Source organism: Lysobacterales bacterium (assembly GCA_016721845.1).
Lineage (GTDB): Bacteria > Pseudomonadota > Gammaproteobacteria > Xanthomonadales > Ahniellaceae > JADKHK01.
In genome coordinates this window covers 584,066-602,015 of sequence record JADKHK010000013.1, presented here as the reverse complement: position 1 = coordinate 602,015, position 17,950 = coordinate 584,066, and the positions used below count along the sequence as shown (strand labels likewise).

Here is a 17,950-nt window from a genome sequence, read left to right as displayed (position 1 = left end):
GGGCTTCGGCCCGTTTTTCGTTGCGGCGCGCCGCTTGTTCCGGTTGCGACGCATTGGCTACTCTCGCTGCGTCGCCAAGGTGGAACCGCTCGGTGCCCGACATTCCCGGTTACAGCATTGAGCGCGTGCTTGGCCAGGGCGGCATGGCGACCGTCTACCTTGCGGTCCAGCAATCGCTCGGCCGGCATGTCGCGCTGAAACTGCTGATCCCGTCGCTGGCGCGCGACCCGGTCGCGACCGAGCGCTTCCTGCGCGAGGCGCGCATCGCCGCCAAACTGCATCATCCGAACATCATCGAAATCCACGACGTCGGCATCCATGAAGGCTTGCCGTACATGGCGATGGCCTATGAGCCGGGCGGCACGGTGGCGCAGTCGATCAGCCATGCCGACACGCCGGTGCACGCCCTGCGCACGGCGCGGGACATCGCCGCGGCCCTGGACTTCGCGCATCGCCAGGGCGTCGTGCATCGCGATGTCAAACCGGAAAACATCCTGCGCCGCGCCGACGATGCCTGCGTGCTGTCCGATTTCGGCATCGCCCGTGCGGCCGAAATCAAGCTCGGGCTTACCGGTGAAGGCACCAGCATCGGCACGCCGCATTACATGAGCCCGGAGCAATGGCGCGGCGAAGTCGTCGATGGCCGTGCCGATCTGTACGGCCTCGGTGTCCTGTTGTTCCAGTTGCTGACCGGGCAACTGCCCTACAACGGCGCCAATGGCTGGACCGTGGGCATGCAGCACATGAATGCGCCGGTGCCGCGGCTGCCTCCGGCGCTGCAGCACCTGCAGCCGCTGATCGACGACCTGCTTGCCAAGGATCCGGCTGCCCGGCCACAGACCGGATTCGCGGTGATGCAGCGTATCGATGCGCATCTGTCCGGCCAGCGCGACATCGTCACCACGACGCTGCCGACACCTCCCGTCGTCGGCCGATCCACGCCGATGTCGCTGCCGGTACGCCCTGCCGCGGCATCGACGACCTGGGTCCTGGCTGCCGCCGGCCTGTTGCTGATCGGCATCCTCGCCTGGCAACCCTGGCGCGGAACCCGTGACGCGGCCGAAGCGGCGACGAATGAAGCGGTCGCGGCCGCCGCGGAACCCGCCTCGATCGCCGTGCTGCCCTTTGCCGACCTGAGCCCGAACCACGACCAGGCCTATTTCTCCGATGGCCTCTCGGAAGAGCTGCTGGACCTGCTCGCGAAACTGCCGCAACTGCGTGTGGCCGGGCGCACCTCGGCGTTCCAGTTCCGCGAGGGTGAGCCCGACCTGAAGCGCATCGGACGCCGCCTCGGTGTCGCCACCGTGCTGACCGGCAGCGTGCGCCGGTCCGGCGAGCGGCTGCGCGTCACGGTGCAGCTGCTGAACTGTTCCGATGGATTCCATCTGTGGAGCGAGACCTACGATCGCCAGATCGTCGACGTGTTCAGCATGCAGGACGACATCGCGCAATCCGTCGTGACCGCGCTGAAGATCAAGCTGCTGCCGGACCAGCAGCCGGACGCGGGACTGCATCGTTCGACCAATGCCGAGGCCTACTCCGAATACCTGCGTGGGCGCCAATCGATCGGGATCCCCGGCGCGGACGCGGCGCAGACCGCGGTCGCGGCGTTGCGCAAGGCGATTGCGATCGACCCCGACTTTGCCGCGGCGCATGCGCGTCTGGCCCAGGCACTGATGTGGTCGGCCGAGTACGCGTCCGACGATGCGGCCTATGCACGCGCGCATGCCGAAGCACTGACCTCGGTCGCGCACGCCATCGACCTCGATCCGGTCCTGGCCGATGCCTACTGGATTCGCGGCAACTTGCTCAGCTCGGTGAACTGGGACTGGCGCGGCGCACGGGTCGACTACGAGCGCGCGCTGGCGCTGGACCCCGGCAGCGGTCACGCGGCCCAAGGCTACGGGAGCCTGCTGGCATCGCTCGGGCGACTGCCCGATGCGATCGCGATGACGCGCCGCCTGACCGAGCGCGAACCGCTGCTGCCATCAGCCTGGCAGGCACTGGGCTATTTCCAGGAAGCCGCCGGCGACCCAGTGGCGGCCCGCGAATCCCAGCATCGCGCGCTGGCCCTCAAGCCCGACTTCCCGTTCGCGCACCTGCGTCTGGCGGTCATGGCGTTGGGCGAGCAGCAACTCGATGTCGCGACCAGCGAGTTCAAAGCCACGGCTTACGAACCCCTGCAATGGCTTGGCGATGCATTGCTGCATCACGCCCGCGGCGATGTCCCGGGATCCGACCTTGCCCTGGCCCGCCTGGTCGAGCGCTATGGCTTCAATGCGGCCTACCAGATCGCCGAAGTCGAAGCGGCCCGAGGTCATGCCGATGCCGCGTTCGGCTGGCTGGAGCGGGCGTATGCGCAACGCGACGGCGGCATCGCCGAGATCAAGTACGACCCCTTGCTGGAACCACTGCGCGGCGATCCACGCTATCGCGCACTGCTGCTGAAGCTCGGATTGCCGCCCTGAGGCCCTAGCGTGCCGCGCGCAGGTGCAGGTCGAAGGGCGGCGCGTCGATGCGGGCACCGCCCTCCGCGACCTCGCCGAAACGGTCGGATCGAGACGCCCAGTCCGCGCGTGCGGTCGCGATCTCGTCGTTGCTGCGGGCGACGAAGTTCCACCACATCAGCGGTGCCTCGCGGAACGGCGCACCGCCCATCAATACGGCACAACTTCCGGCGGCAAGTTCGAGCTGCGCGGCGTTCGCGGCATCGGGAAACACGCACAGTCGCTGCGCCGGAACGTCGATGCCATCGCAGCGCACATGACCGGAGGCGACATACAGCGCGTATTCGAAGCCGGGATCGAGCGCGAGCGTCACGGACTCCGCCACGGGTGCGTGCACTTCGAGTCCGAGCAGCGGCGTATGCACCCGTGCCGGCGAATGCCGTCCTGCGTAGTCGCCGATAAACAGGCGCAGCGACGCCTCGCCTTCGTGCCATCGCGGCAGGTCCGCATGATGTTCGAAACGCGGCGCGATCTCGCGAGCACTCTCGGGCAGCGCGATCCAGAACTGCAGGCCATGCAGGCGGGTCGCGCCGGCACCGAGGTGCTCACTGTGCGCAATGCCGTGGCCCGCCGTCATCAAGTTCAACTCGCCCGCGCGCACCGGCTGCACCGAGCCCAGCGAATCGCGATGCAGCAGCGCCCCGTCGAACAACCAGGTCGCAGTCTGAAGACCGATGTGCGGATGCGCGCCGACCGCAAAAGCCTGCATCGCCGCGCCCGCCACCGGACCGAAATGGTCCAGGAAACACCAGGCACCGACGAGACGTCGCGCCCGCGTCGGCAACGCACGCAAGACTGCCACGCCCGGCACGATCTCGCTGCGCTTCGGGTCGATCAACTGTCCATCCGCGGGCATCTCGCTCTCCTCACACCGGTTCTTCGAGTTCCGACTCTGCTGCGTCCACGCGCGTCGGCACGTGCAGGAACACCACTTGCGGTCCAAGCCACAGGCACAGGGCGCCGGCGATCCAGAACGCGAACGAACCCAAGGCCAGCTGCATCGGAGAATCGTGCGCGAGCGGTGCCGCGAAACCGGACACGAACACCATCATCAGGCTCCACATCGCCGACTGCACCGACGCCGCGGCACCGCGATGCAGCGGATGTCGGTCCAGTGTCGCGACATTGATCGGCGGGGTGGCGAGCGACACGCCGCAGCCGTAGATCGCGAACGGCAGCACCGCCCACGGCACCGCGGGATGCTCGGTCACGGCGTTGTAGGCGAGATTGATCGCCTGCCCGGAAATCATGACCAGCAATCCGATGTTCGCGCAGCGCGACGGACTGGTCTGGGCGGCCAGTCGCGCCGACAGCGCGGAACCGGCGGTCATGCCGGCGATGGTCGGCACGAAGTACCAGGCGTAGCCATAGGTGCCGAGTGCCAGGAAACGCTCGATGAAGACGGGCGCCGAACTGATGTAGATGAACTGGCCGCCGAAGAATAGGCCCGTCGCCCCGACCCAGAGCACGAAGGCGCGATCCATCGCGATGCGTCGGTAGGTCGCCAGCAAGGCACCGGGACGCAGCGGCACGCGTCGCTCCGGCGGGTGTGTCTCGGGCAAGACCCGGATGCAGGCCCACAGCATCAATGCGCCGTAGATGACCATGAACGCGAAAATCGCGCGCCAGCTGGCGAAGCCATGGATCAAGGCTCCGACCAGGGGCGCCAAGGCCGGTGCGATGCCAAACAGCATCGACACCCAGGCCATCACGCGTTGGGCATCGCCGCCGTGGAAGCGGTCGCGGATGATGGCGCGCCCGACGATCATGCCGGCCCCGGTCGAACAGCCCTGCCAGAAACGCGCCGCCAGCAGCGTCTCGATGTTGGGCGCGAACGTGCAGACGATTGACGCAAGGATGTAGCTGGTCACGCCGAACAGGATCACGTTGCGGCGTCCGCGCGCGTCGGACACCGGCCCGTGCACGAACGACATCAGCGCGTAACCGAGCAGATACGCGCTGATCGTCTGCTGCATCTGCCAGGGATTGGCGTGCAGGCTTGCGGCCACTTCCGCGAATGCGGGAAAGAAGGTGTCGATCGTGAACGGCCCGAACATCGCCAGTGCGGCGAGCAGCGGCACCACGGCACGCGGGCGCAATTCGGTCGAAGAAGAAGTCATGCCATCACAAACGACGAAGCCGCAGGCAGCATATCGCCGCCTGCGGCTTCTAGCCACGCGTTTCAGTTCTCGAAGCCGTCCTTGAACAAGGGGATCAAGACCGATGCATCGATGAGGTAGAACTGGGTGCCGACGAGTCCGCCGGCAAGCGGATTGGTCGCTGCATCGACGATCGAATCGTCGTCGAGCAGATCGAGTCCCAGTGTTCCGCTGGCCAGACCGGTGTAGACCAGTACGGTCCAGCTGGTGCCGCTGCCGGTGACATCGACGACCATCGCCTCGGTCACGCCCCCCCCCGCGACGACGTTGAAATCGCTCGGGTCCAAACCGGTCACGGACTCGTCGAACTCCACCGCGAATCGGACGAACGGCATCGTTGGCAGGTCGGCATCGAGCTTGTTCATGACCACGGCAAGCGGGGCGGTGCGATCCATGACATAGCTGGCCGACAACAGCGAGGTGGCCAGCGTGTTGCCGGCCACATCGGTGGCGACCGGTGCCGCCGCAAGTCCCAGCGCGAGATGGCCGTCGCCGCTGCCGGCATTGACGGTCACCGTGTAGTGACTGCCGCTGCCACTGACCGCAGCGATGCCGAAGCCGGCCAGCGTGCCGTCTGCGGCGGTCGTGAAATCATTGGCGCCGACTGCGCTCAGCGATTCCGAGAAGGTCACGTCGAAGTCGACCGTCGCCGCATTGCTCGGACTGGCCGACACGCGCGTGATGCTGGTCAGCGTCGGGGCGACGGCGTCGATGGTCAAGGTCGTGTCGTCTGCGGAGGGCGCCGATACCGCAATCGCGAAGGTATCGAGCACTTCTCCGCTGAGGGTCAGCACGATCGTGCCGGAACCGGTCGCGGTCGCCTGAACGGCGACGCTGTCGGCATCGATCTGGCTCACCGCATCGACCGTGGCGGTACCCGTGCCGGTAAAGCTGAAGTCGGAGGCCGACACCGATGCGAAGTCGATCGCGCGCGAGAAATTCAGCGTGAAGTTCACGACTTGCGCCGCGGCGAGCAGGTCATCGCCGTCATCGTCGTCGATCGATGCCAACGTCGCGGCCTGCAGCGGCGGATCGACCGTGATCGTGAAAGTCTGCAGTGCCGAGGTATCGACGCCGCCATTGGCGGTGCCGCCATCGTCATGGATCCTGACGCTGACCGTGGCGATGCCGGTCAAACTCGGGTTCGGCGTGTACGTCAGCGTACCGTTCGCCGCGATCGCCGGCTGCACGAGGAACAGGCCGTTGGCATCGTTGCCGACGATGAAGTCGAGCCCCTGGGCCGACTCGTCGGCGGGCCCGGCCGACAGGGCCGTCGCAAAGCCATTCACGATCTGTGCGCCGGCATCCGAAGCCACGGTCTGGTTGGTGCCAACCGCGAACGAGGGTACGTCGTTGACCGCGGTCACCGCGATCGTCAGCGTGTCCGAATCGGACTTCGCACCGTCGGTTCCGGTATTGCCATTGTCATTGGTCGTGATCGATAGGGTTGCAGTGCCGTTGAAATTGGCCGGTGGCGAGAACTGCAAGCCGTTGAGCGCAGCGCCCAAGGCAGGCAATGCGCCGGAAAACACCATTGCGGCACTGCCATTGCTGCCGCTGTCGACAACGATGCCTGCAGTATTGGCCAGTGTCAGCGCTCCGACATCGACCGACACGCTCACGGTCAGGTTCGAACCCGCCGCGTCACTGTCGGCCACCCCGAGCGCCAGCACAACACCGGCATCTTCCAGCGTGCTTGCCGACGCCGGCAACGCGTTCACGGGCGCCGCATTGGCCCACGTATTGGACGCGCCGATGTGGTTCAAGGGCTTTCCAGCCACGCCGATCGGCGTCACGGCTGCGGCTGCGAGCAGATAGTTCGGATTGGCGCCGCCCAGGACCGAACTGGCGACCCATGCATTGGCTGCGGAACCGAACGAATCCCCGAAACGGCCGGCGTACCAGGTCCTGCCCGCGAGAATCACCGTACTGCCGAACGAGCCGGCACTGGGGCGGAAATTCAGGGCCGCATAGGTCTTGTCATTGGCATTGTCGGCGATCGCCACCGAATCGAGGATGGTCCAGGCGCCATAGCCGCTGCCGTCCGGCACGCCATCGTTGCTGCCGATCGTGTCGATGTCGGTCCCGGGCAGCGGTGCGCTGGCGGCGGTGACCAGGAAGAAACTCGTGCTCGGACGTTCGAATGCGAGGGCGCCGGCATTACCCGACCAGCCGGCAATCCCGGAGAAGCCGCTGGCATTGCTGGACAGCACGGTCGCGCCGGGCTGGGTGACGTAGGAATTGCCTTGTGCCAACAGCACCAGATAGCCATTCGCGCCCAGCGTCTTGCCTTCGAGGCTGAGGACCACGTCGATCGTGCCGGGGTTCTGGTTGCGATCTCCGTCCACGGCAACGAGATAGTGGCCGGCGGCAATCGTCGCGCCGGCCGGTCCACGCAACTCGATGTACTGGGTTGCACGGCGTGCCGTGGGACTGCCGGTACCGTAGGTTTGCACCTCGTTGATGCACAGATCCGTCGGGGTGTTGCACGCCATGGCGCTCGAAACGGGCAACAGCATCAAGGCGGCGGCAAGCACCGGACGACGATTCAGCATGGTTCACCTGAAGTTGGGAAAGTCACGGATGTTGTAGCAATATGTGATCCACTTCACACTTTTGTGGCGTCACAAATAGTGTCTTGATCCAGGCTTGGGTCGCTTGCCCTGCACTGCCGAGACCGGATAATGGCCGGCTAGCCGAAGGATCACCGCATGACCGACCCGACTCGCCCGACCTTCCAGGGCTTCGAACAGATCCCGCTCAAGGATTACGCCGAACGCGCCTACCTCGATTACTCGATGTATGTCGTTCTCGACCGCGCCCTGCCCTTCGTCGGCGACGGTCTAAAGCCGGTGCAACGCCGCATCATCTACGCGATGAGCGAGCTCGGCCTCGATGCCGGCGCCAAGCCCAAGAAGTCGGCGCGCACGATCGGCGACGTCATCGGCAAGTTTCACCCGCACGGCGACTCGGCCGCCTATGAAGCGATGGTGCTGATGGCACAGCCGTTCTCGTTCCGCTATCCGCTGATCGAAGGCCAGGGCAACTTCGGATCTTCGGACGACCCGAAGAGCTTCGCGGCGATGCGCTATACCGAGTCGAAGCTGACCAAGCTGGCGGCCGTGCTGCTCGACGAAATCGGCCAGGGCACGGTCGACTGGGGGCCGAATTTCGATGGCACGCTGGAAGAACCGAACTGGCTGCCGGCACGACTCCCGCATGTGCTGTTGAACGGCACCACCGGCATCGCGGTGGGATTGGCGACCGACATTCCGCCACACAATCTGCGCGAAGTCGTGGCTGCCTGCATGCGCCTGATCGACGATCCCGATGCCACGACCCGCGATCTCTGCGAGCACATCAAGGGCCCGGACTATCCGACCGAGGCCGAGATCATCACGCCACGTGCCGACCTGTTGTCGATGTACGAGACCGGCAATGGTTCGGTCCGCGCCCGCGCTGTGTACACGCGCGAAGACGGCAACATCGTCATCACCGCGCTGCCGCACCAGGCCTCTCCGGCCAGGATCCAGGAACAGATCGCGAACCAGATGCGTGCCAAGAAGCTGCCGCTGGTCGAAGACGTGCGCGACGAATCCGACCACGAGAACCCGGTGCGTCTGGTCATCATCCCGCGCAGCAACCGCGTCGATGCCGAAGAACTGATGGGGCATCTGTTCGCGACCACCGACCTGGAAAAGAGCTTCCGCATCAACATGAACGTGATCGGCCTCGACGGTCGACCACAATTGAAGCCGCTGAAGATGATCTTGAGCGAGTGGCTGAGCTTCCGCACCGACACCGTGCGACGCCGCCTGCAATATCGTCTCGACAAGGTCGAAAAGCGCCTCCACCTGCTCGATGGTCTGCGCATCGCCTATCTCAATCTCGATGAAGTGATCCGCATCATCCGTACGGAAGACGAGCCGCGGTCGGTGCTGATGGCGCGTTTCAAGCTCAGCGAGATCCAGGCTGACTACATCCTCGACACGCGCCTGAAACAGCTCGCGCGACTCGAGGAAATGAAGATTCGCGGCGAACAGGATGCGCTGGAAGAAGAGCGCGCACGCATCGTCAGTACGCTGAAATCGACCGATCGTCTGCGCGCACTGGTGAAGGACGAGTTGAAGAAGGACGCCGAGACCTATGGCGACAAGCGTCGCTCGCCGCTGATCGAGCGTGGTGCTGCGCAGGCCTTGTCGGAATCGGATCTGGTCGCTTCCGAACCGGTCACCGTCGTGCTGTCGGACAAGGGCTGGGTGCGCTCGGCCAAAGGCCATGAGGTCGACGCGGCGAACCTGTCCTATCGAGAGGGCGACGGCCTGTTCGCCTATGCGCGAGGCAAGTCGAACCAGCAGGTCGTGTTCGTCGACTCGGAAGGCCGCGCCTACACGACGCCGGCACACACGTTGCCGTCGGCGCGCGGCAACGGCGAACCACTGACCGGCCGGTTCACGCCGCCGGCCGGCGCGCGCTTCGATGCCGTCGCGATCGCCGATGCCGAGCAGAAACTGGTCATCGCGACCAATCTCGGCTACGGATTCGTCACGAAATACGAGACCGTGATCTCGCGCAACAAGGCCGGCAAGGCGCTGGTGTCGCTGGGCGATGGTGCCAAGGTCGCCGCGATCGCGGTCTGCAACGACTCGGCGCGCGACCGCATCGTCGCCGTGACCAGTGCCGGCTACATCCTGATGTGTTCGGTCGCCGAATTGCCGGAACTCGACAAGGGCGGCAAGGGCAACAAGCTGATCGACATCCCGCGCAAGAGCTTCGCGACCGGCGAACGCCTGCTCGACCTCGTGGTGATTCCGGAGGGTGCGGATGTCATCGTCACCGCCGGTGGCCGGGCACTGAAGCGTTCCTGGTCCGATCTCGTCGAGATCGCCGCCGCGCGCGCCACCCGAGGTTCGCTGCTGCCTCGTGGTTATCAGAAGGTCGAGGCGATCTCTCGCGCGTGACGGTGCGCACGTTGTGACAAACCGACAGCGCCGCGACATGGCGCTGTCATCGGCGACGACTACGGTTTGAAGCATTCGATGCCAACACCGAGGTCACCATGCCCGCTGAATTCCGTCACCGCCGTCATCCTGCCCTGGTGCTGTCGCTGCTGGCGCTGCTGTCCGCCTGCAGCGATGCACCGGATTCGACCGTCGCGCAGAACGTAGCGTCCGCAGCAGCGGCGACGGCGCCCGCGCGCGCGGCGGCCGTGGATGAGGAAACACCTGCCCAACTGATGCGCCGCGCGAACGCCGCGTTCCGCGAGAACCGCATCGTCGATCGTTCCGGCGACAACGCGACCGAACTGTTCCTGGCGGTGCGCGACCACGATCCGAATCATCCAGGCTTGGCCGATGCCCTCGTCGAGATCATGCCGCTGGCGCAATTCGCATTCGAGGCGGCCGTGCGCGACCAGGATCTGGCCGAAGCCGAGCGCCTGCACGGATTGATTGCACGCATCAATGCCGAATCGGCAATCACCCGCAGCGCCGAAACACGCGTGGCGGACCTGCGCTCGACCTTGGCAAAGACTCGGGCAGTGTCGAAACGAGACGCTCCCGACGCAGTGTCGAAGACGACGCCGGTCAAATCTGCGCCAGCGCTACCGGTCGCGACGAAGCCGGTCGCCGTCGCGGTCGCGTCCACGCCTGCCGCTGTCCCCGCGGCATCACGCGAATTCGCGACGGCGCCAGCGGTCGTGACGACCGGGCGATCGAGCGTGTCCGCGCCACAACCGATCAGCAAGGTCGCACCCGACTATCCGCCGCAAGCGCGCAGCCGCAAGCTCGAAGGCTTCGTCGAACTGGAGTTCCGCGTCACCGCGAACGGAAGCACCGAAGACATCCGCGTCGTGCGCAGCGAACCCGAAGGCCTGTTCGACCGCAACGCCGTGCGTGCGCTCATGCGCTGGAAGTTCAAACCCGCCGAACGCGACGGCGTGCCGGAAGCGATGACGACACGGACCACGATGAACTTCCGGCAGAGTTGATCGGCGCGGACTTCGCCCCATGTAGGGCAGCGTCGCGTCCGCCAGGCTGTCTGCCGATGATCAAGTCTCCGCTACCCGTCCTGTTCGCCGTCGCGCTCGTGGCGTGTTCCGGCCCGGCGCCTGATGCACCTGCGCCGGCCGCGAAGGTCGAAACGCCGGCCGCAGCGGACAGCGACGCCCTGGTCCGGCTCGGTATGGTGTTCACCGACGCCGATCCCTGGATGGCGGGCGCGCTGCTCGTGCGCGGCAAGCTTCACGTCGGCGACCGGCTGTACCTGCTTACCCGCGACGACCCAAGGGTCCCCGTCCTGATCACCGCGATCCGCGACGATGCCAGCCAATCCGACGTGACCGAAGCCGCCGCCCCGCAGGGCGTGTTCCTCAGCTTCCGCCCCGAATCTCCGCTCCCCTCGCCCGCGCCGGTCGGCACCGATCCGCTCATGGTCGGCGATTCCAGCCTGACCGACCATGGTCGTGCACTCGGCGCAATGTCGAACGAGTGATCGTGGACCGAGCCAGCCGCATCACGATACGCACGCTGTTTTCGCGATGGTCGAGCGAACGGCCATCGGCCCGCGCAGGATCTGTTCCATCACCCAGGCCGTGCGAATGGCTGATTGTGCAGTCGACGGATGCTGCGCAGCACCGTTGAGGTGCGCGACCATGTGCTCGACATGATGCAACTGGATTGGCACGGGATTCGGAATCACGCGTTCATCGCTGCGACCTTGCGCGGTCAGCACGACCGGCGCCTCGTCGAACATCGCGCACCGGATGCGACCGGCATCGCCGGTGAAGGTCACGACATCGGCACGTTCACGCGCGGCGAAATCCCAGATGCCCTGGCCGACCACGCCATTGCGATGATGCCAGGCCGCTTCGACGCGATGCGGCACCGCGCCGGCGGCGTCCTCCAGCGTTGCGCGCTCGACGTGCAAGACCGGCCCAAGCAGGAAATCGAACAGGTCCAGGCCATGGCAAGCCAGATCTTCGAACAATCCGCCAGGCGCTTCGTTCGCATCGACGCGCCAGTTCGACGCCGTCGCTGCCAGCGCCGCGGTTCGATGCAATCGCCAGTCGACCGCGCGTACCGTGCCGATCGCTCCGGCGCGCAGCCATTCGGCGATCTGGAGGAATCGCGGCAATGATCGTCGGTAATAGGCGACGAACAACGGCAGTGCCGCGGCCTCGAATGCCTGCAGCGCAGCGAGTGCATCGCGATAACACAGCGCCATCGGCTTCTCGATGCAGCAGGGCTTGCCGGCGTTCGCCACTGCCAATGCCAGCGGGATGTGCGACGACGGTGGCGTCGCGATGTAGACCGCATCGACCGCAGCGGAATGGATCAAGTCCGTCGGCGTCGCGAAGACCTGCGCGACGCCGTGCCGTGCCGCATACGTCCGCGCCGACTCCGCGGTTCTCGACGCGACGGCGACGAGTTCGCTGCCCTGCGCCAGCGCGTAGGCCGGGCCGCTCTTGTGCTGCGCGACCGAGCCTGTCCCGATCATTCCCCAGCGAATGCGGCGCATCGGATCGAGCGGCATCGGATCAACTCGCGGACGACAGCAACACCCGCGCCGCGATGTCCTGATAGATCGCGCCGAGCGCGTCGAGGTCGACGAGGCGAACATGCTCGTCGATCTTGTGGATGCTCGCGTTGACCGGGCCGAGTTCGACGATCTGGCTGCCGAGCGTGGCGATGAAGCGGCCGTCCGACGTGCCGCCGCCAGTGTCGGCCAGGGTATTCGCGATGCCGTGGGCCTGCAGCGCGGCGTGGGTCGCTTCGCGCAGCCGTCCATCGGCGGTCAGGAACGGCGCACCGGAAATCTCCCAGATGATGCGGTAGTCGAGGCCATGCTTCGCGAGCACGGCTTCGGTGCGCTGCATCAGGTCTTCGGTGCCGGACGCGGTGCCGAAGCGGAAATTGAAATCGATGCGGACTTCGCCCGGGATCACGTTGTAGGCGCCGGTGCCCCCATGGATGTTCGAGATCTGGAACCCGGTCGGCGGGAAATGGGCATTGCCTTCGTCCCAGCGGATGGCCGTCAGTTCCGCCAACGCCGGCGCCGCGGCATGGATCGGATTCAGCGCCTTCTCGGGAAACGCGACATGGCCCTGCACGCCGCGCACGCGCAGATGCCCGTGCAGCGAACCGCGCCGTCCGATGCGGATGCGATCGCCGAGCAAGGATTCGCTCGATGGTTCGCCGACCACGCAATAATCGATGCGCTGGCCGCGACGCAGGAATTCGTCGACGACGTGACGGATGCCATGCACCGCTTCGCCTTCCTCGTCGCTGGTCAGCAGCAGACCGATCACGCCCGGATGCGCCGGATGCGTGGCCACGAAGCGCTCAAGCGCGACCACCATCGCGGCGACACTGCCCTTCATGTCGGCGGCACCGCGCGCGAACAACAAGCCATCGCGCACCTGCGGTTCGAACGGCGGCGAGGTCCAGGCGGCCAGATCGCCCGTCGGCACCACATCGGTATGGCCGAGGAAAGCGAATACCGGACCGACGCTGCCATGCCAGGCCCAGAGATTGCGCACACCACCGGCATCGATCGGTTCAACCACGAAACCGGCATGCTGCAGGCGCGACGCGATCAGGTCCTGGCAGCCGGCATCGTCCGGGGTCACCGATGCGCGGCGGCACAGGTCGATCGTCAGCGCCGCGATGTCCGACGCCGTGCTCATGCCGATGCCTTGCTCGCAAGGAAACGCTTCTCATACAGCCCACCGGTGAAGCCGAGCATCACCTCGCCGTCGATCACGGCGACCGGACGACGTACCAGGCTCGGATACTCGCGCACCAGCAGCACGTATTCGGCGTCCGTCTGCGGATCCTTGCGGCTCGGCATCAAGCCGCGCCAGGTGGTGCCGGAACGATTGATCAACTTGTCCCAACCGACCTGCTTCGCCCACGCCTTCAGTGCATCAGCGGGAACCGGATTCAGCTTGTAGTCGATGAACTGGTGCGCCACGCCCTCGCGCTCCAGCCACTTGCGGGCCTTCTTGCAGGTGTCGCAATTCGTCAGGCCGTAGAGGATGGGCGCGGCCATCAGTCGATCCCGCGCAACAAGTCATTGAGACTGGTCTTGGACCGCGTCTTCGCATCGACTTTCTTGACGATGACGGCCGCGTACAGGCTATGCGACCCGTCCTTCGCCGGCAGCGAGCCAGAGACGACGACGCTGCCTGCGGGCACGCGCCCGTAATGGATCTCGCCGGTCTCGCGGTCGTAGATGCGCGTGCTCGACCCGAGGAACACGCCCATGCCGATCACCGATCCGCGTTCGACGATCACGCCCTCGACCACTTCCGAACGCGCACCGACGAAGCAGTCGTCCTCGATGATGGTCGGGTTCGCCTGCAACGGTTCCAGGACGCCGCCGATGCCCGCGCCGCCGGACAGATGCACGTTGGCACCGACCTGCGCGCAGGAGCCGACCGTGGCCCAGGTATCGACCATCGTGCCCTCGCCGACATGCGCACCGATGTTGACGAAGCTCGGCATCAGCACCACGTCGCGCGCGATATGCGCGCCACGGCGCACGATCGCGCCCGGCACCACGCGCGCGCCACCAGCACGGAACGCGACCTCGTCATAACCGTCGTAGCGCAACGGCACCTTGTCGAAATACGGCGCGGGTGCGCCGACCATGACGCGATTGCCTTCGATGCGGAACGACAGCAGTACCGCCTTCTTGATCCATTGGTGCACGATCCAGCCGGCTTCGGTGGGCTCGGCGACCCGCAACTCGCCGGTTTCAAGCGAGGCAATCACCGCATTCACTGCCGGGCGGACGCTGTCGTCGATCTCGGCCGCCGAAAGGTCCATGCGCCGCTCGAACGCGGTCTCGATCGTGTGTTGCAGGCTGGGCGTCATCGCAGGGGGGCCAGTTCGTGGGCGAGCGTGCGTTCCAGCGACTGCGTGGCCGCGGCATCGAGTGCGCGGTCGTGTTCGTCGGAGAGCACGAAGAAATCTTCGACACGTTCGCCGAAGGTGGCAATGCGCGCATCGTGCACGCGCACGCCGCAGGCACGGAAGGCCTGCGCGACATGCGCGAGCAGGCCGGGGCGATCGGAGCAGACGAGTGCGAGTTGCGTGCGTGCGCCGCCATCGCGCTCGCCGAATTCGACCCGCAGGGGCACGTGGAAATGCTTCTGCTGCCGTGACCAGGCCCGACGCGCCGGTGTCAGGTTCAGATCGGGCTTGCCGAGTTCGTCGGTCAGGCGCCGGCACAGATCCTCGCTGCGCGCCGGATCGGTCAGGGCCTGACCTTGCGCGTCGAGGATCTGGAAGGTATCGAGCACGCGGCCATCGCGGGTCGTGACGATGCGGGCATCGTGCACGTTGATCTGCATGCGGTCGAGCACGGCGGTGATGGTCGCGAACAGGCCGTCGCGATCGCGCGAGATCACCAGCAGTTCGCTGCCACCGCTGCCGTCGTTGCGGATCGCGACGCGTGCCACCTGCCCACCGCCATGCGCCAGCACCTGCTCGGCCTGCCACGCGAGCTGCGTCGGCGAAAATCGCAGCACGCTGTCTTCGGGATAGTCGGCCCAAACCTGTTCCGCCGCCGCGACATCGTCCCCCTGTGCTTGCAGCACGTCACGGGCCTGACCCAGGATTTCGGCGACGCGTTCGCGACTGTGCACCGGATGTTCGAGGCCGCGTCGCAGCGCATACCGGGTGGCGTTGTAGAGGTCCGCCAGCAGCCGGTCCTTCCAGGTGTTCCAGAGTTTCGGGCTGGTGCCGGAAATATCGGCCACGGTCAGCAGGTAGAGGTAATCGAGGCGTTCCCAGTCCGCGACCAGGCTGGCGAACTTGTGCACGACCGCGGGATCGCCGATGTCCTGCTTCTGTGCCGTGATCGACATGTCGAGGTGATGCCGCACCAGCCACGCAACCAGGTCCGCGTCGGTCTGCGACAGGCCGAGCCAGCGCACGAATTCGCGCGCATCGCGCTCGCCGAGTTCGGAATGATCGCCGCCGCGCCCCTTGGCGATGTCGTGGAACAGGCCGGCGAGCAGCAGCAGCTCCGGCTTGCGCAGGCGTGCCCGCACTTCCACCGCAAGTGGCAATGCTTCAGCGGTCGCCTGATCGACAAAGCGCGCGAGGTGATCGAGCACACGCAACGTATGCTGGTCGACGGTGTAGGCATGGAACATGTCGTACTGCATGCGCCCGGTCACACGCTCGAACGCCGGGATCAGGCGCCCGAGCAGATCGAGTTCCGACATCACGCGAAGAACGCGCACGGCGCGCAGTGGCTGGCGCAGCACGGCGAGAAAATGCGCGACACAGGCGCCGGCATCGTCGGTGATTGCGTAACCTGGCACGGCCGCCTGGATGGCCGCCGCAAGTTCGGGATTCAGGCCGTCCGCTGCCGGCGTCATCGCCAGGCGATGGCACACCTTCAATGCGCCGGCCATGGTCGCGGTCGCGGCGACCGCATCGCGATGGGCGAGCCGGCCGCGGCGGAGGCCGAAGTCGTCCTCGAACCAGATCGTCGGCGAAGGCTCGGGAGCGAGGCGTTCCTCCCAGTCGAGCAACAGGCGCTGGGTAATCCGGCGCACGCTGGATGCGGCCCGGAAGAAGCCTTGCATCAGCTGCTCGACGGCGAGGTTTTCGCGATGCTGGTCGGCGTAACCAAACAGCTTTGCCAGCTCGCGCTGGTGGTCGAACAACAGTCGTTCCTCACGCCGTTGCACCGCGCGATGCAGGCCGTAGCGCAAGCGCGCGAGCGCCGCTCGGGCCTGGTTCAACGCGGTCTGATCGGCGGCACTGGCGAGCCCCTGCTCGGCCAGCAACTGGATGCGCGGCACGCCGAAACAGCGTCGCGCCATCCAGCCCAGCGTGTCGAGGTCACGGATCGCGCCCGGGCCTTCCTTGACGTTGGGTTCCAGATTGAACGAGGTGTCGTTGAAGCGGATGTGGCGCGCGCGCAGTTCGTCGCGCTTGGCGGCGAAGAACAGTGCGGGCGGCCAGACCTGCTGCGCGTCCAATGCCGACAGCGTGCTCACAAGCAGTGTCGGGTCGCCGGCGAGATAACGAGACTCGAACATCGCCGTGGCAGAGGACAGGTCTTCGGCACCGATGCGCAGGCATTGCTCCGGCGTGCGCGTGATGTGGCTGACCGACAGGCCGATATTCCAGATCGCGGCGAGGAAGCGCTCGATCGCGATCTGGGTGGCATTGTCGTCACCTTCGATGATCAGCAGCAGATCGATGTCGGACTGCGGATACAGTTCGCCACGGCCGTAGCCGCCGGTGGCCGCGAGCACGAGTCCCGTGTGATTCGCGAGTTCGGCGGCATAGGCGGCACGCAGGGCATCGTCGACACGACCGGCGCGCGCTGAAATCAGCTGTTCGGCCGAAGTGCCCAGCGCGAACGAGGCTTCATCCTCGAACTGGGCCTTGCGCAGGCGCTCGCGCCATTGCGAGGCGATGAAGGCCGCCGGCGCGGCAGGATCGTTGCCGCGCGCGTCGCTCATGCCGCTGTCCGATCCGCAGCGCCGAGGGTCAGTACCTCGAAGCCGTCGCCGGTCACCGCGATCGTGTGTTCCCACTGCGCCGACAGCGAACGGTCGCGCGTGACCACGGTCCAGCCGTCCGGCATCAGCCGCGTACCGGGCGCACCGGCATTGATCATCGGCTCGATCGTGAAGGTCATGCCCTCGCGCAGCGTCGGGCCGGTGCCCGGCTTGCCGTAATGCAGCACCTGCGGGTCTTCGTGATAGATCTGGCCGATGCCGTGCCCGCAGTATTCGCGCACGACCGAGAAGCGCTGCGCCTCGGCGAAACTCTGGATGGCATGGCCGATATCGCCGAGCGTGCTGCCCGGCCGCACCGTGCGGATGCCGCGCCACATCGCTTCGAAGGTGATGTCGACCAGGCGCTTCGCCAGCACCGGCGGGGTGCCGGCGTAGTACATGCGGCTGGTATCGCCGTGCCAGCCATCGCGGATCACGGTGACGTCGATGTTGATGATGTCGCCGTCCTTCAGCACCTTGGAGGCGCTCGGGATGCCGTGGCAGATGACGTTGTTGACCGAGGTGCAGATGACCTTCGGGAAGCCCTTGTAGCCGAGGTTCGCCGGAATCGCCTTCTGTACGTCGACGATGTACTCGTGGCACAGGCGGTCGAGCTCTTCGGTGCTGATACCGGGCTTGACGTGTTCGCCGATCATGTCGAGCACGTCGGCGGCCAATCGGCCGGCCTCGCGCATCTTGGCGATGTCGGCGGCCGACTTCAGGGTGAACTTGGTACTGCGTGCGGGCGTTTCCAT

13 protein-coding genes are annotated in these 17,950 nt (G+C 66.1%); 4 read left to right on the top strand and 9 right to left on the bottom strand.

The features are described 5' to 3' along the window. Positions 1 to 92 precede the first annotated feature (92 nt). Positions 93 to 2,468, top strand: a complete 2,376-nt coding sequence (locus IPP28_10090; GenBank protein ID MBL0041369.1) for a protein kinase — start codon at positions 93 to 95, stop codon at positions 2,466 to 2,468. A gap of 4 nt (positions 2,469 to 2,472) precedes the next feature. Here the strand turns inward: IPP28_10090 and IPP28_10085 are convergent, their stop codons facing one another. The 3 genes from IPP28_10085 to IPP28_10075 all read right to left on the bottom strand — a co-directional run bounded on the left by IPP28_10085 (position 2,473) and on the right by IPP28_10075 (position 7,221). Next, the gene (locus IPP28_10085; protein MBL0041368.1) at positions 2,473 to 3,363 is read right to left on the bottom strand and encodes a pirin family protein; all 891 of its coding nucleotides are present in this window, start codon (positions 3,361 to 3,363) and stop codon (positions 2,473 to 2,475) included. 10 nt (positions 3,364 to 3,373) lie between these two features. Further along, entirely contained in the window at positions 3,374 to 4,627 is a 1,254-nt protein-coding gene (locus IPP28_10080; protein MBL0041367.1) for a multidrug effflux MFS transporter, read from the bottom strand. A gap of 62 nt (positions 4,628 to 4,689) precedes the next feature. After that, complete coding sequence (locus IPP28_10075) at positions 4,690 to 7,221, bottom strand: hypothetical protein (GenBank protein ID MBL0041366.1); 2,532 nt, start codon at positions 7,219 to 7,221, stop codon at positions 4,690 to 4,692. A 156-nt stretch (positions 7,222 to 7,377) separates the two neighbouring features. Between IPP28_10075 and parC the strand changes: the two genes are divergently transcribed. The 3 genes from parC (at position 7,378) to IPP28_10060 (ending at position 11,158) form a co-directional block, all read left to right on the top strand. Continuing rightward, positions 7,378 to 9,627, top strand: coding sequence for a DNA topoisomerase IV subunit A (gene parC / locus IPP28_10070; protein MBL0041365.1), 2,250 nt, complete (start codon positions 7,378 to 7,380; stop codon positions 9,625 to 9,627). Positions 9,628 to 9,725: 98 nt separating this feature from the next. Then, positions 9,726 to 10,655, top strand: a complete 930-nt coding sequence (locus tag IPP28_10065) for a TonB family protein (protein ID MBL0041364.1) — start codon at positions 9,726 to 9,728, stop codon at positions 10,653 to 10,655. A 56-nt stretch (positions 10,656 to 10,711) separates the two neighbouring features. After that, positions 10,712 to 11,158 (top strand): hypothetical protein, encoded by a 447-nt coding sequence (locus IPP28_10060; GenBank protein ID MBL0041363.1) that lies wholly within the window; start codon positions 10,712 to 10,714, stop codon positions 11,156 to 11,158. Between the two features lie 21 nt (positions 11,159 to 11,179). On the opposite strand, the gene IPP28_10055 is transcribed toward IPP28_10060, so the two are convergent. From IPP28_10055 to map, 6 genes are read right to left on the bottom strand one after another with little or no spacing between them, the layout of a single operon-like run. Then, positions 11,180 to 12,184, bottom strand: a complete 1,005-nt coding sequence (locus IPP28_10055; GenBank protein MBL0041362.1) for a Gfo/Idh/MocA family oxidoreductase — start codon at positions 12,182 to 12,184, stop codon at positions 11,180 to 11,182. 19 nt (positions 12,185 to 12,203) lie between these two features. After that, the gene (gene dapE, locus IPP28_10050; GenBank protein ID MBL0041361.1) at positions 12,204 to 13,352 is read right to left on the bottom strand and encodes a succinyl-diaminopimelate desuccinylase; all 1,149 of its coding nucleotides are present in this window, start codon (positions 13,350 to 13,352) and stop codon (positions 12,204 to 12,206) included. Beyond that, positions 13,349 to 13,717, bottom strand: coding sequence for a Spx/MgsR family RNA polymerase-binding regulatory protein (locus IPP28_10045; GenBank protein MBL0041360.1), 369 nt, complete (start codon positions 13,715 to 13,717; stop codon positions 13,349 to 13,351). The genes dapE and IPP28_10045 overlap by 4 nt, the downstream gene beginning before the upstream one ends. Further along, positions 13,717 to 14,544, bottom strand: a complete 828-nt coding sequence (dapD, locus tag IPP28_10040; protein ID MBL0041359.1) for a 2,3,4,5-tetrahydropyridine-2,6-dicarboxylate N-succinyltransferase — start codon at positions 14,542 to 14,544, stop codon at positions 13,717 to 13,719. The genes IPP28_10045 and dapD overlap by 1 nt, the downstream gene beginning before the upstream one ends. Then, positions 14,541 to 17,156 (bottom strand): [protein-PII] uridylyltransferase, encoded by a 2,616-nt coding sequence (glnD, locus tag IPP28_10035; GenBank protein MBL0041358.1) that lies wholly within the window; start codon positions 17,154 to 17,156, stop codon positions 14,541 to 14,543. Before glnD ends, dapD begins: the two co-directional genes overlap by 4 nt. Next, positions 17,153 to 17,950: a type I methionyl aminopeptidase gene (map, locus tag IPP28_10030; protein MBL0041357.1), complete on the bottom strand. Its 798-nt coding sequence runs from the start codon at positions 17,948 to 17,950 to the stop codon at positions 17,153 to 17,155. The genes glnD and map overlap by 4 nt, the downstream gene beginning before the upstream one ends.

Excerpts from the sequence above, each read along its gene's own strand:
- IPP28_10085 (MBL0041368.1), bottom strand. The coding sequence starts at position 3,363 with ATGCCCGCGGATGGACAGTTGATCGACCCGAAGCGCAGCGAGATCGTG.
- IPP28_10080 (MBL0041367.1), bottom strand. The coding sequence starts at position 4,627 with ATGACTTCTTCTTCGACCGAATTGCGCCCGCGTGCCGTGGTGCCGCTG.
- IPP28_10075 (MBL0041366.1), bottom strand. The coding sequence starts at position 7,221 with ATGCTGAATCGTCGTCCGGTGCTTGCCGCCGCCTTGATGCTGTTGCCC.
- parC (MBL0041365.1), top strand. The coding sequence starts at position 7,378 with ATGACCGACCCGACTCGCCCGACCTTCCAGGGCTTCGAACAGATCCCG.
- IPP28_10065 (MBL0041364.1), top strand. The coding sequence starts at position 9,726 with ATGCCCGCTGAATTCCGTCACCGCCGTCATCCTGCCCTGGTGCTGTCG.
- IPP28_10060 (MBL0041363.1), top strand. The coding sequence starts at position 10,712 with ATGATCAAGTCTCCGCTACCCGTCCTGTTCGCCGTCGCGCTCGTGGCG.
- IPP28_10055 (MBL0041362.1), bottom strand. The coding sequence starts at position 12,184 with ATGCGCCGCATTCGCTGGGGAATGATCGGGACAGGCTCGGTCGCGCAG.
- dapE (MBL0041361.1), bottom strand. The coding sequence starts at position 13,352 with ATGAGCACGGCGTCGGACATCGCGGCGCTGACGATCGACCTGTGCCGC.
- IPP28_10045 (MBL0041360.1), bottom strand. The coding sequence starts at position 13,717 with ATGGCCGCGCCCATCCTCTACGGCCTGACGAATTGCGACACCTGCAAG.
- dapD (MBL0041359.1), bottom strand. The coding sequence starts at position 14,544 with ATGACGCCCAGCCTGCAACACACGATCGAGACCGCGTTCGAGCGGCGC.
- glnD (MBL0041358.1), bottom strand. The coding sequence starts at position 17,156 with ATGAGCGACGCGCGCGGCAACGATCCTGCCGCGCCGGCGGCCTTCATC.
- map (MBL0041357.1), bottom strand. The coding sequence starts at position 17,950 with ATGGAAACGCCCGCACGCAGTACCAAGTTCACCCTGAAGTCGGCCGCC.